The organism is Burkholderia sp. BCC1977 (assembly GCF_905339595.1).
Taxonomy (GTDB): domain Bacteria; phylum Pseudomonadota; class Gammaproteobacteria; order Burkholderiales; family Burkholderiaceae; genus Burkholderia.
Window position 1 is genome coordinate 74,998 of record NZ_CAJPGQ010000033.1, and the last position, 12,942, is coordinate 87,939.

A 12,942-nucleotide genomic window follows, 5' to 3' on the forward strand; every position below is an offset into this window, starting at 1 on the left:
ATAATCCGGATCCATTTCATTTACAAAATCGAAAGCATGGATTTTCGAAATCCGGCAACGGACTTTCGAATTCGGCGCACCCGATTCATTCGCCCCGAAATGAAAATGAAAGCAGCAGGATCAATCGACTCCCGGCCGGCTCGCCGTGTCACGAAAACAGGCGCGTCAGATAAAGCATCGGACGGAACGACACGGGCCGCGCCTCGGGATCGAGCCACAGACGCAGCGCATAGAGCGCGTAGGCGGGCACCTCCCGCCAGCTCGAATAGATATCGCGCCACTGGAAGCCGTGCGGATACGCGGCGAAGATGTTCGCGGGCGCGATGCCGACCCGCTCGAACGCCAGGCGCGCCCGCGCGAGGTGGTAATACTGGCTGACGATCAGCACGCGCGACATCCGGTGCGCCTGCATGTACGCGCGCGCGTGCTGCGCGGTCGCGAGCGTGTTGTCGCCCTGGTCGTCGACGGCGATCCGGTCGGCCGGCACGCCGCGCGCGACCAGATAGTCGCGCATCGCGGTGGCCTCGTTCAGCCCGGGGCCGTCGATCGCGCCGCTGACGAGGAACGCCGGACACTGCCCGGTGCGATAGCAGCGCACGCCGACATCGAGCCGCGCCGCGAGCACGGGTTTCGGCGCACCGCCGTCGTCGAGCGCGTTGCCGAAGATCACCGCGACGTCGGCCGGCCCGCTCGGCATCCGCATCCCGGCTCCGACGAGCACGACGGCCGCGACGATCCACCCACACGCGACCGCGGCCAGCACACGGCCGATCCGGGCCATGCGGCCCCGCTTGAAACGCTGGTTCAAAGGTGTCGGACTCCAGGAGAAACGCGCCGCCGGCTCGCACGGCATGCTGCCACGGCGCGCTCGCGCAGGTCCAGGCACGGCGGTCGACACGGCGTGTCGAGTGTGTCCGGAGCAACCGGACGACGTTCGGCCTGCTGGAGGTTCGGGGTTCGAAGGACTTTCAACGAGCGTCAACGAGCCTGCCCGGCCCGCGTCAATCCACAGGACACGTCGCGAGCCGCCCCATCGCCTCCCCGGCGCCGCGCACCGCGCAGGTGGCCGGCTCGTCGGCGATCCGCGCGGTCAGCCCGGTCTCGTCGCGCAGCAGGCGTTCGAGATCCGCGAGCAGCGCGCCGCCGCCCGTCAGCACCACGCCGCGATCCGCGATGTCGGTCACGAGTTCGGCCGGCGCGTTTTCCAGCACCGACTTCACCGCGCCGATCACCTGCTTGAGCGGCGCGGCCAGCGCGTCCGCCACATCGTGGTTGGACAGCTCGATCGAGCGCGGCAGGCCGTCCTCGACGCCACGCCCGATCGCGCGCGTCGACGCGCGCGGCACGGCGCTGGTGGCCGAGCCGATCGTCTTCTTCACGCGCTCGGCGGTCTGCTCGCCGAGCAGCACGCCGTACAGGTTGCGCACGTGGTTGACGATCGCCGCATCGAACTGGTTGCCGCCGACCCGGATCGCCTCGCGATAGACGACGCCGCCGAGCGCGATCACCGCGACTTCGGTCGTCCCGGCGCCGATGTCGACGACCATCGAGCCGACCGGCTCGGTCACCGGCAGGCCCGCGCCGAGCCCGGCGGCAAGCGCTTCCTCGATCAGTTCGACGTCCGATACACCGGCCGCGAACGCGGCCTCGCGGATCGCGCGGCGCTCGACCGCCGTCGCATCCGACGGCACGCACAGCGTGACCTCGACGCGGCGGCCGAAGCACGAACGCGTGCGCGACATGTCGATGAAGCGGCGGATCATCTGCTCGGCGGCGTGCGCATCGGCGATCACGCCGTGCCGCATGGGCCGCACGGCCTCCAGATGCCCCGGCTCGCGGCCGAGCAGCGCCTTCGCGAGTTCGCCGACCGCCTCGAGCGTCGGCCGCGCGTCGGACGCGCCGCCCTTGCGAAAGCAGACGACCGACGGCTGGTCCAGCACCACGCCGCGCTCTTGCGTGTAAATCCGCGTACTCGCCGTTCCAGGGTCGATCGCAACGGGTTGCGCAAACAACTTTCCGAACAGCGGTGTCGACATATCAAGCCTTTTCTTGAGCAAACCGGCCGGAGCGGCCAGGCCGCATCCCTGCGGCGCGCCTTTGCCGCCCCATGACGGTCTTAGCGGCAAATCATTCCGATACTTTAAGCAATTCCAATGATTTTTTCGCGACGAAATTGCCGAAAACGCGTTTCGGCGGGCCCGCGGCTACGCATCGGCCTCTCGCGTTGTGCTTGTAAAACACGGTAATCTCTCGGTCTTGCCTGCTCCCGGCAGGCGTCCGACGCCCGATCACGCCAGGTATTCCACCATGACAGCGACCGCTTCTCTCCGCTGGCTAGGGGTGCGCCAGCTCGGCGCAACGCTCGTTGCGCTCTGGTGCTGCACCGCTGCCGCGCAGCCCTTGCCGGCCGCCGACACCGCCACCCGCCCCGCGACGGCGACCCCTGCCGCCGCACCGGCCGCCCCCGCCACGACGGCCGCCGCCGCACCCGGGCCGATCTGCAACGCCAACGGCGGCCCGGCCGGCCGGCCGTCGATCGGCCTCGTGCTGTCCGGCGGCGGCGCCCGCGGGTACGCGCACCTGGGCGTGCTGAAGGTGCTCGAGGAGAACCGCATCCCGATCGACTGCGTCGCCGGCACCAGCATGGGCGCCGTGGTCGGCGGCCTGTATGCGAGCGGGATGGCCGCCGACGAGATGCAAAAGAAGCTGTCGGAGGTGAACCTGGCCGACATCGCGTTCGACGTGACCGACCGCGCGGACCTGCCGCAAAGCAGCCGCGAGGACGAGCGCCTGTACATCAACGGCCTGACGCTCGGCTTCGGCAAGAAAGGCGTGAAGGCGCCGGTCGGCCTCGTGCAGGGCAACCGGCTGCAGGCGCTGCTCGCGAACTGGACGGCCGCCGTGCCGACCAACCAGCCGTTCGACCAGTTGCCGATCCCGTATCGCGCGGTCGCGACCGACCTGCAGACCGGCCAGATGGTCGTGCTGGACCACGGCTCGCTGCCGCTCGCGATCCGCGCGAGCATGGCGATGCCCGGCCTGTTCGCGCCCGCCGAGATCAACGGCCGCGCGCTCGTCGACGGCGGGCTCGTCAGCAACCTGCCGGTCGACACCGCGCGGCAGATGGGTGCGAAGGTCGTGATCGCCGTCGACATCGGCTCGCCGCTGCGTCCGCTCGACGCGCTCGCGTCGCCGGCCGACGTGATGCAGCAGATGGTCGGCATCCTGATCCGCCAGAACGTGACGTCGCAGCGCAAGCAGCTCGCCGCGCAGGACGTGCTGCTCGCGCCCGACCTCGGCGCGCTCGCGTTCACCGATTTCCAGAACGCGAAGCAGGCGATCGCCGCCGGCGCGGCCGCCGCGACCGCGGCGCTGCCGCAGCTCAGGCACTTCGCGCTCACGCCGGAACAGTACGCGGCCTACCGGTCCGCGCATGCGCAGCCGCTGCCGCCGCCGATCCGCATCACACGGGTCGAGATCAAGACGACCGGCGGCGTGCCGAAGCGTGTCGTCAGCGACGCGCTGCACGTGAAACCGGGCGACACCTACGATCCGGCGACCGTCAGCCAGGACCTGCTCCGGCTGACGACCGGCGGCAATTTCGAGAGCGTGACGCAGCAGATCGTGAGCCATGGCGACGAGAACGTGCTCGAGATCGATGCGCGGGAGAAATACTGGGGGCCGAATTTCCTGCTGTTCGGCGTCGGGATGTCGAGCAGCTCGACCGACGAAGGCGGCTTCCGCCTGCACGTCGGCTACCGGCGGCCGTGGCTCACGGAGTCGGGCCTCGAGTTCCGCGCGGACACGACGATCGGCAGCGACCTGCAGTCGGCGCGCGTCGAACTGCGCCAGCCGCTGTCGGCGGCGTACGGCTACTACCTCTCGCCGTACGCCGAATATCAGCGCCGTTACGCGAACCTGTACGACAACAGCGGCGACGTGAAGCTGAACCAGTACCTGATGCAGACGACGCGCGCCGGGCTCGACTTCGGCTTGCCGATCGGGCGGCTCGGCGACTTCCGGATCGGCCTCGGCTACGCGACCGGTCACGGCTCGCCGAACTACAACCTGCCGTTCTCGAACGACGACGGCAGCGTCTCGACGCTTCTGTGGCCGAGCTTCACGTCGCAGGCGCTGACCGCGCGCGCGCGGCTCGTCATCGACCAGCTCGACGATCCGATGTTCCCGCGCCGCGGCTACTACACCGAATTCCGCGTCGAACGCTCGCTGCTGTCGCACAACAGCCAGACGGCGCAGCAGTTCGACGCGGCGATCTCCAATACGCCCTTCACCGACATCTACGGCAAGGCGATGATCGCGCAGCAGTTCGGGCGGCACAGCGTCAGCGCGACGATCGAGGGAGGCAAGAGCATCGGCGGCACCAACCTGATCAACGCGTTCAACTTCACGCTCGGCGGCTTCCAGCATCTGGCCGCCTATGCGGCCGATCAGCTGAACGGCAACGAGCTGGCTTACGGGAACGTGACCTACATGAACCAGCTGATGACGTTCAACGCGTCGCCGGTCAAGGCGCTGTCGATCGGCGCCAGCGCGGAAATCGGCAACGTGTGGTCGAGCGGCGAGAAGATCGGCGGCGGCACGCTCAAGCAGAGCTATACGTTCTTCACGAGCCTGTCGACCGCGTTCGGGCCGGTGTACATGGGTATCGCGCTCGCGCCGGGCGGCCGGCGCAACATCTACCTGCAGCTCGGCCGCACATACTGATGGCGACGCGCGCGGATGGCTGCGCCGGGCATCCGCCGCGTCACCGCCCGCGCCCTGCGCAGCCGGACGCCGGCTAGATCGGCCAGCTGATCTCGAATCGCGCGCCGCCCAGTTCGACCGGATCGACGACCGCGATCCGGCCGTTGTGCGCGTGCAGCACCTGCCGCGTGATCGCGAGGCCGAGCCCATAGCCGCCGGTGCGGCGGTCGAGCCGCACGAACGCGTCGAAGATCCGCTCGCGTTCGCCCTCCGGCACGCCCGGGCCGTCGTCCTCGACGAAGATCGCGATGTTGCCGTGCTCGATCGCGATCCCGACGACGATCCGCGATGCCGCATATTTGCTCGCATTGCGCAGCAGGTTGCGCATCGCGTACGACATCAGCCGCCGGTCCATCTTCGCGCGCAAATCCGACGCGATCGCGATGCGCGACTCGATCGCGCGCTCCGGATACAGCAGTTGCGCGTCGCTGACCTGATGCTCGAACCACGCGACCGGCGCGGTCAGTTCGAGGTTCGACTGCAGCGAACTGTATTCGAGCCGCGCATACGTGAGGCTCATGTCGATCAGTTCCTCGAGCTCGGTCACGTCCTGCGCGATGCTCTCCAGCGCACCGTGGTATTCGGCGGCGGAGCCCGGTTCGCGCAGCATCTCGAGCGCGAAGCGCACGCGCGCGAGCGGCGTGCGCAGCTCGTGCGAGATCCCGTTCGTCAGGTCGCGCTGCGCGGCGATCAGCCGCTCCATGCGCATCGCGAGCGCGTTCAGCGTGCGCGCGAGCGGGCCGATGATCACGCTGTGCGACTCCCGTGCGCGCGTGTTGAAGCGCCCGCCGGTGAAGTCGATCGCGCGCTCGCGCACCATCACGAGATCCGACCAGACCGGCCGCATCCACCGATACGCGGCGAGTGCGGGCGCGGCGAACACGAACGCGAGCACGATCCAGATATCGCCCGGCAGCGCGTCGAACGCGTGCCACACGACTTGCGGCGACAGCACGACGCACAGCGCGAGCGCCGGCACGAGCGCGGTCAGCAGCACCAGCCCGAGCAGGTGCAGGTAGGTGCGCACGTACAGGCGCGACCAGCTCGGAATGCGGTCGGCGCGCGTGTCGGTCCACGCGCGACGGAAATGCAGCCAGCGCCATTTGACATAGCGCAGGGTCGGAAGCGGCGGTGCATCGGGGTGCGAACGGGTGCGTCGGATCATCACGGCTTCCGGCTATCGTGCGATGCGGGGAGGCGGCGGCCGACGGCGTCGCGCCGGGGTGGCGTCATTCCCACGCATGCTTGCTGAACTGGTAACCCTTGCTGCGGATCGTCTTGATCCGCTGCGGGTTGCCCGCATCGTCGTGCAGCTTGCGGCGCAGCTTCGAGATGCGCCCGTCGATCGTGCGGTCGAGGCCGTCGAACTCGACGCCGCGCAACTGCAGCATCAGGTCGTCGCGGCTGACGACCTCTCCGGCATGGCACACCAGCACCCACAGCAGGTCGAACTCGGCCGACGTGAGGTCGGGCGAGCCGCCGCCGGGCAGCACGACCGAGCGGTCGGTGCGGTCGATCGAGAACTGGCCGAACGTGTAGCGCTCCGGCTGCGGCGCGGCGCTCTCGGCCGCGCGCGCCGGGACGCGGCGCAGCTGCGCCTTGATCCGCGCGAGCAGGATGCGCGGCTCGACCGGCTTGTGCACGTAGTCGTCGGCGCCGAATTCGAGGCCGAGCAACTCGTCGAACGGCTCGTCGCGCGCCGTCACCATGATGATTACGCCGTCGTACTGCTTGCGCGCCTCGCGGCAGATCTCGAAGCCGTCCTTGCCCGGCAGGTTCACGTCGAGAATGACGAGATCCGGGCGCGTGGACAGGATCGCCGGCACGGCGGCGTCGCCGTGCAGCACAGTGTCGACTTCATAGTCGTTCTTGCGCAGATAGCCGGCGATCAGCGTGGACAGGCGGGTGTCGTCTTCGACGAGCAGGATGCGAAAAGACATGGGCAACGGTCGGATCATACGGGGAGACCGCGGCGGCGGCGGCAGGCTTGCGCCGGCTGCCGGCCATCGGCCGAAACGTACCGCATGATACTGCGCCCGCCGCTTGCCCGTTTGCCGATCTGAAGAATAAGGGCGCAATGGCCGCCGCGCTTGACGAATCGGCGCCGAAACGGTTCCATACGGGCTCCCCGGAAACCGGGCCGCGCGCCCGCCCTGCCTCACGTGATGAACTACCAGCCGATCCTCGAACGCATCCATGCCGAACTTGCCCCCTGGATCGGCCAGGGGCGCGTCGCCGACTACATTCCCGAGCTCGCGAAAGTGCCCGCCGACAAGTTCGGGATGGCCGTCGTGACGCTGGACGGAAACGTTTACACCGTCGGCGACGCGCAGGAGCGCTTCTCGATCCAGAGCATCTCGAAGCTGTTCGCGTGCACGCTCGCGTTCCAGATGTTGGGCGACACGCTGTGGGAACGGGTCGGCCGCGAGCCGTCCGGCAACGCGTTCAATTCGCTCGTTCAGCTCGAAAGCGAGCGCGGCAAGCCGCGCAATCCGTTCATCAACGCCGGCGCGCTGGTCGTCACCGACGTGCTGTGCCGCCGTTTCGTCAAGGCCGAAACCGCGCTCGTCGAATTCGTGCGGCGGCTGATCGGCGCGACCGACCTCGACTACGATTCGCGCGTCGCGCTGTCGGAACTGCAGCATGCGGAACGCAACCGCGCGATGGCGCATTTCATGGCGAGCTTCGGCAACATGCAGATGCCGCCCGACACGGTGGTCGATGCGTATTGCCGCCAGTGCGCGATCACGATGAACTGCGTCGAGCTCGCGCAAGCCGCGCTGTTTCTCGCGAACGGCGGCGTCGCGCCGGTTACCGGCGAGCGGATCGTCGACGCGAGTTCGGCGAAGCGGCTGTCGGCGCTGATGCTGACCTGCGGCACCTATGACGCGGCGGGCGACTTCGTCTATCGCGTCGGCCTGCCCGCGAAAAGCGGCGTCGGCGGCGGGATCGTCGCGGTGCTGCCGGGGGAGATGGCCGTGTGCGTGTGGGCGCCGGGGCTCGATGCGAACGGGAACTCGCTGGCGGGGACGTTGGCGCTGGAGTGGTTGACGACTTATACGGGAAGGTCGATTTTTTGAGGGGGGTGAAGTTGGGCGTGCCTCATCTTGTGCAATGGCGGGAGATGAATAACGACACACTCAATGGGGAATTCGTCATTCGACAGCAAGCGACCCAATCCCGCCGCCGGCCCCCGCACCACCTCAACGGCAGTTCATTGAGCAACAGCGGTCGTCCGTGTCTACATACTGGCCCGGCAAATACAAGACCAAACCGGCCACGCACGCGAGCGGTTTTCCTTCCCTCTCGCACCGACGTATGCCCGTAGCGGGTCTCTACCCATGCCGTTTGGCGGGTTTCCCTATTTTTCTTGTTCTCGACCCGGACAAGAATGTGTTCAGGATTGAGGATGCTCCCGCATTGATGGTAGGAAAGGCGCGCATGGTTCGTCGACGTACCCACGCCAGCGACGAGCAACGACCGGAAGCAGTTGCGTATTCGAGGAGACCGATCATGATGAGTAGACGTCAGGCCGTATTCCTGCTGAGTGCCTCCGCACTTTGCCTTGCTCCGATGCGCGGTAACGCGGGCGAAACACTCCGTGTCGATCTGACATCGACCGCCATCCATCTCGATGCCAACGAAGTCAAGGCGGGAACGGTCACCTTCGAGGTGACTGGATCATCCGACAGCAGCACCACGCATGAACTGGTGGTGCTGAAGACGGACTTGCCCCACGATCGCCTGCCGGTACGGAAAGAGACAGTAGCGGAGAGCAAGTTCAAGAAAATGGGGGAAGTCGAAGACATCGCGCCCGGGAAGAGCAAGCGTCTGACGCTGAAGCTGACGCCCGGCCGATACGTGCTGATCTGCAATCGGCCAGGTCACTATTCGATGGGCATGCATGCTTCGTTGGTCGTCGCGGACTAAACACCTAGCCTGCGGGATTCCGAGGTAAGTATCGGTGCGATCAACTCATTGCTTAGGGTGAATTCCGTAGCCGGCCGGATTCGATGAGAATCTCGCGTGATCGAGTTCGTCGAGGCAATACCGAAGTCTGTCACCGCAATGATCCAGAGGCGCGAATTGCAGGAAGCCCGGAGCAAGGCAGTGCGGCACGAAACTCGATTTGCGGTAAAACGCAAAAAACCCCTCGCACAAGTCGAGGGGCCAAAAGCCCGGCCAAGGGGAAAGCCCCTCGGCGAGAGGCTCAACAGCTTAGGGACGGTCCATGCTCAGGTTGTAGAAGTTTTGAGCGACATTGGCGCTGATCGATGCGGAAAGGCCGGCGGCGGGGATTCTCAGGCCGATCGTTTCGTTGACGTTCGTGGCAGCGTCCCGATGCCGCAGGCCAACGACCGGATTGTCGATGGTCCAGGTATCGACGCGCCCATCCTCGATACGAGTCCGGGTATAGGAATTCGCGGTGGGGTCAACGGAGTCGATCTTGGTACTGTAGGCCGCGAAGGCGCCCATCGAGCCGGTCGGATTGATCGTCAAGTCCCAATATGCACTCGTCGTGCCGACGGTCGGCAGCGTCATCGTGTAGGCCTTGGTAGCAACCGTAAAGCCACCAGGGCGCGTCACGAACATGGAGACGTGACCATCGGTGCCGACGAAAGTGATCGCATACCCAATGCCGCCGTTGGAAGGCGTGCTTGCCAGGCCGTCCGCCCCTTCGGTGAAGACAGGGAAATCAGCGTCCGTCCAGACGTAGCACGGGTTGCCGGCAAAGCAGCGGCTGCCAGCCGTGACCTTGCCGTCGTCGCCGATCGTCATGTTGACGCGACTCGGCACCAGATTGCCAGCGCTGTTGGCATTGGTCGCGTAGGTAAGACCCACCCAATTACCCGCCTTTTGGTCCGTGGAGACTTTTTGCGCCGGTACCAGGAACCTTGCGGACGTGGAGGAGCCACGCACATCGCGCAGGAGCGCGATCCCGCCCTTGCCGACGACCATGTCATAGCCATACTGACTATCCGAATTGAGGAAGCGGCACGCCTGACTGGAATCAGCCGTAAGCGTATCGACGGCGCCATCGCGCTGATAGGTCACGTTCAGCTTTGTGGCGTCCACTGTCACGGGCTCGATCGTGTTGTTGGCCGTATTGACACTGAAGTACTTGCCACTGCGAAAGCTGGCGCAGGACGCAGCCGAAGGTTGCAGGATAGTTTGAATCGGGCCGGTCGAATTGCCGCCGGGATTCGCCGCGACTGCCGTGGATAACTCCTCCAGGGTCGTGCCGGACGAGGTCATCGCGGCACCGAGTTTGTCGATGGCCTGGTCCATGGCGTTGCCGGCAGTGCTGCCAGTTGCTGCGACAAGCGTGTCCGAAATGGGGTTCGCCCCACCCAGATCAACAATGCCGCTAAGCGTGAGGCTGACTGCCGAGACCGCGCTGGTGACGCCATCGGAGGTCAGCTTGCCTTGCGCGGCCGTGTCAAAAGTATTGAAAAAATCAGTAGTACTACCGCCTGCGATGGCCGCCGTAACGAGCTCGGTCAGAGGAGTGATATTGGCAACCGCAGCGGTGCCAGAACCCGCATCCACGACCGAGTGCATCACCGTCCCGTTCGGAACCTGGACGCTCAGCACGCACGGGCGCACGGCGTTCGGAATATCAACAGTGAAGGTGCCATCCGCGGCAGTCGTGGCGGTACCCGCCCCCGTCGCGCATTTGGCTTGAACGGTTGCTCCCGCCAATGCCGCGCCAGTTGCCGCGGTGCCACTGATCTTCGTCGTCGAGGTAGTCGTAGCCGCCCCGGAGTTCCCGCCACCGCCACAAGCCGTCAAGGTAGCCGCAGCGACAGCCACGGCAAGCAGTTCTGCTTTCATTTTTCTGGCTCCTTAATGTATCCGGCGCTCGGATCCGAACGACACGTAGCGCCTTCCCGTCCGCTGTTTTTCGGTTTGGGCATGCGCAGCAAACAACCAGTGCAGCCGGGGGAAAGTATGCGAGTGGAGTCAGAATGTCCGCATCATCAATATTGATAGTGAAACAACAGACGTGTTTCATGACATCGAACACACCTGCCGTAGAGCGGCTGCTCACGCGAGCGAGCGTCAACGACCGATCGGTTTTTCTGAAAAGCTCGGCATCGGCGATGCGTTCGGCAAGGGGGCTGCCGCGAACAATCATGTCCGCTTTGAATTGCCGTGCAGCAACAGGCTCGGCCATCGGAGCGCGGCTGTGCCCGCGCCAGTCAATTAGCCTTGTGTTGCGAGAGTACCGATAACATTGTGCTCACGGCTTTGACCTGCGATCGAGCGTCGGTCTTTGCAAGAATGGCCCGCACCTGGTATCTAACCGTGTTGGGTGAGACCCCTTTGGTGTCCGCATAATCCTCTGGGGGCGTGCCTTCGATCAGTGCCTCCGCCACGGCCGCTTCCGCCGGCGTCAAACCAAAAGCCTGCTGTAACTGCTTGGCGGTGACACGGGGCCCGTTTCCACGCGTCCTTGCCGTGATCAAGACCGATGCCGAGCCGAAAGTGGTCAGCGCTTGCCCCGGAATGGCGGCGATACTCATGAACAGGTCGTGACCGGCTCCGGTGGCGTTTCGCAGCGCCAGGCTTTCCCCGTGTCTGGATCGCGCAACCCGAAGGATTGCCGCGAGCAGCGCGTCATTCTCCGGAGCGTGTGGCGCTGCCAGTCGACCGTGCCTGAGCCTGAGCGCATTGCCGGCTTTCAGCACCGCCTCGCCAGCCTGATTGGAAAACACGAGGCGCCCCTCCTTGTCCAGCGCGAAGACAGCGAGGCCCAGTTGCTCCATAAGTTCAGTCCCCAGCGCGGCGTCCCGGTGCAGTGCCTTGGCATCCTGCCAAAGATTGATCGTTCGGTGCAGGTGTGGGATCAGGCTGGCGGCAGTCTCCCGGTCTTCGTCTGAGTACGGAGTCCGCCCGGCGGCGCGCAGCAGGCCCAGCAGGGTGTCGCTGTTGCCTGGTCGGGTAAGGCGGGTTCCCAGAAGATAGCGCAGCCCTGCGGTCGGGATCTGGTAGTCCTGGTAGAACTCGCTTTGCGCTACGTCACGCTCGCTGATGTGATCCTGGCAGGCGACGAGCGTTCCTGCGGGCGCTCGCTCGACCAAGCTCCGCCTCGGGTCCAGCGCACCATAGTATTGCTCGTAGAGCGTGATGATCGGGTCCCAGTCGATCCCGGGTGAATACACCGAGAGCCCCGGACAGTTATTCGCCGGATCCCAACTGAACATATGGAACCAGGTCGCGCCGATCGCCTCTGTAGTGCGCTGCAGGACTTCCAGGAAATCATCTTGCCGGATGGCGGCCTCGTAGAGGTCCCCAATCAGATGGTCTCTTAGCATGTCCGCTCCCCAACGGATTAGCGACCGGAGCCTGTCGGGCGGCTCTTTGGTCGAGGCTCGTAGATTTACTAGCTAAGAACGATAGCGAACCGTAATAATCCTGTAAAGGCACCTTGATTCGGATGTGCGTAAACGCGAACTTCGTGTCCGTAAGCGATTTTTGATGGATCTCCATTAGCGGGACGGTGTCAAGTAGGCAAACTGCGGACGCAGCCGCTCGCGCGGCCGGTTTTTAATTTCAGGACCCGGATGCAGTGGACTGGCCGCGTCCGTTTCTTCGTCCGTTTCTTCTTTTGTTGGCTGCGACGGATCGCGCCAGACACCCGTGTGGATCGAGCGACCGGCGTACAGCGATTACCTGTCGCCCGAGTGGTTTCGCCATCCCGGAAGAATGTTGGTACCGCAATAGGTCCACGGGAGGCATACGGATGTGCGGGCTACCGAATTGTCGGCGCCAATCCACGACTGGCTCGCAATGCGGGCGGTCCGCTCCGACTGCAGATCGGGGACGGTGCGGCCGCCCTCATCAGTTGTCCAGTGCGCACGGGCCGAGGTCGGGCATTTGCAGGATCCGCGGCTACCCGGCGTGTGCCCGGTCGATGATGGGCTCACGCAGACGTGCCGTCGCTAGACCGGATGCTCACGTGGTTCGCCAACCCGGCGGACCTTGATCTAAACGCAGAAGTATGCGGCGGCTGCGGGCCGGGGGACTTCAAGGTCTCCAAGGGCAAGAAGAACTCGCACCTCGTGACGTTCAAGCTCGCCATAAACATGTCCTTGGAAAAGAACCTCCAGCATCAGGTCAAGATCGACGAGAAGGCCAGCGATACCAAGCAGTCGATCAAGGTGATCATGTACC

Annotated in this window: 9 protein-coding genes and 1 pseudogene; 4 read left to right on the forward strand and 6 right to left on the reverse strand. The window is 65.3% G+C overall.

Annotated features, from left to right (window positions below):
- Positions 1 to 148: 148 nt before the first annotated feature.
- Positions 149 to 781, reverse strand: coding sequence for a YdcF family protein (locus U5771_RS24630; protein WP_415859428.1), 633 nt, complete (start codon positions 779 to 781; stop codon positions 149 to 151).
- 220 nt (positions 782 to 1,001) lie between these two features.
- Positions 1,002 to 2,036, reverse strand: a complete 1,035-nt coding sequence (locus U5771_RS24635) for a rod shape-determining protein (RefSeq protein ID WP_322026367.1) — start codon at positions 2,034 to 2,036, stop codon at positions 1,002 to 1,004.
- A gap of 271 nt (positions 2,037 to 2,307) precedes the next feature.
- Here U5771_RS24635 and U5771_RS24640 point away from each other — a divergent pair, with 271 nt between their 5' ends.
- Positions 2,308 to 4,725, forward strand: coding sequence for a patatin-like phospholipase family protein (locus tag U5771_RS24640; protein ID WP_322026368.1), 2,418 nt, complete (start codon positions 2,308 to 2,310; stop codon positions 4,723 to 4,725).
- A gap of 73 nt (positions 4,726 to 4,798) precedes the next feature.
- On the opposite strand, the gene U5771_RS24645 is transcribed toward U5771_RS24640, so the two are convergent.
- A complete protein-coding gene (locus U5771_RS24645) occupies positions 4,799 to 5,929 on the reverse strand; it encodes an ATP-binding protein (protein ID WP_322026369.1) in 1,131 nt (376 codons plus the stop codon).
- Between the two features lie 64 nt (positions 5,930 to 5,993).
- Positions 5,994 to 6,704 carry a response regulator gene (locus tag U5771_RS24650; protein WP_322026370.1) on the reverse strand — a complete coding sequence of 237 codons (711 nt, stop codon included), beginning with the start codon at positions 6,702 to 6,704 and terminating at the stop codon, positions 5,994 to 5,996.
- A 225-nt stretch (positions 6,705 to 6,929) separates the two neighbouring features.
- On the opposite strand from U5771_RS24650, the gene U5771_RS24655 reads away from it, so the two are divergent.
- The gene (locus U5771_RS24655; protein ID WP_322026371.1) at positions 6,930 to 7,844 is read left to right on the forward strand and encodes a glutaminase; all 915 of its coding nucleotides are present in this window, start codon (positions 6,930 to 6,932) and stop codon (positions 7,842 to 7,844) included.
- A 433-nt stretch (positions 7,845 to 8,277) separates the two neighbouring features.
- Positions 8,278 to 8,694, forward strand: a complete 417-nt coding sequence (locus tag U5771_RS24660) for a cupredoxin domain-containing protein (protein ID WP_322026372.1) — start codon at positions 8,278 to 8,280, stop codon at positions 8,692 to 8,694.
- Positions 8,695 to 8,982: 288 nt separating this feature from the next.
- Here U5771_RS24660 and U5771_RS24665 read toward each other — a convergent pair whose 3' ends face one another.
- Positions 8,983 to 10,599 carry a hypothetical protein gene (locus tag U5771_RS24665; protein WP_322026373.1) on the reverse strand — a complete coding sequence of 539 codons (1,617 nt, stop codon included), beginning with the start codon at positions 10,597 to 10,599 and terminating at the stop codon, positions 8,983 to 8,985.
- Positions 10,600 to 10,967: 368 nt separating this feature from the next.
- The gene (locus tag U5771_RS24670) at positions 10,968 to 12,083 is read right to left on the reverse strand and encodes a LuxR C-terminal-related transcriptional regulator (protein ID WP_322026374.1); all 1,116 of its coding nucleotides are present in this window, start codon (positions 12,081 to 12,083) and stop codon (positions 10,968 to 10,970) included.
- A gap of 636 nt (positions 12,084 to 12,719) precedes the next feature.
- Here U5771_RS24670 and U5771_RS24675 point away from each other — a divergent pair.
- Positions 12,720 to 12,942 (forward strand): annotated as a pseudogene (locus U5771_RS24675) (hypothetical protein); the annotation flags it as partial.

Bases quoted from the DNA above. Each gene is read 5' to 3' on its own strand.
- U5771_RS24655 (WP_322026371.1), top strand. From the start codon at position 6,930: ATGAACTACCAGCCGATCCTCGAACGCATCCATGCCGAACTTGCCCCC.
- U5771_RS24630 (WP_415859428.1), bottom strand. From the start codon at position 781: ATGGCCCGGATCGGCCGTGTGCTGGCCGCGGTCGCGTGTGGGTGGATC.
- U5771_RS24670 (WP_322026374.1), bottom strand. From the start codon at position 12,083: ATGCTAAGAGACCATCTGATTGGGGACCTCTACGAGGCCGCCATCCGG.
- U5771_RS24660 (WP_322026372.1), top strand. From the start codon at position 8,278: ATGATGAGTAGACGTCAGGCCGTATTCCTGCTGAGTGCCTCCGCACTT.
- U5771_RS24650 (WP_322026370.1), bottom strand. From the start codon at position 6,704: ATGTCTTTTCGCATCCTGCTCGTCGAAGACGACACCCGCCTGTCCACG.
- U5771_RS24640 (WP_322026368.1), top strand. From the start codon at position 2,308: ATGACAGCGACCGCTTCTCTCCGCTGGCTAGGGGTGCGCCAGCTCGGC.
- U5771_RS24665 (WP_322026373.1), bottom strand. From the start codon at position 10,599: ATGAAAGCAGAACTGCTTGCCGTGGCTGTCGCTGCGGCTACCTTGACG.
- U5771_RS24645 (WP_322026369.1), bottom strand. From the start codon at position 5,929: ATGATCCGACGCACCCGTTCGCACCCCGATGCACCGCCGCTTCCGACC.
- U5771_RS24635 (WP_322026367.1), bottom strand. From the start codon at position 2,036: ATGTCGACACCGCTGTTCGGAAAGTTGTTTGCGCAACCCGTTGCGATC.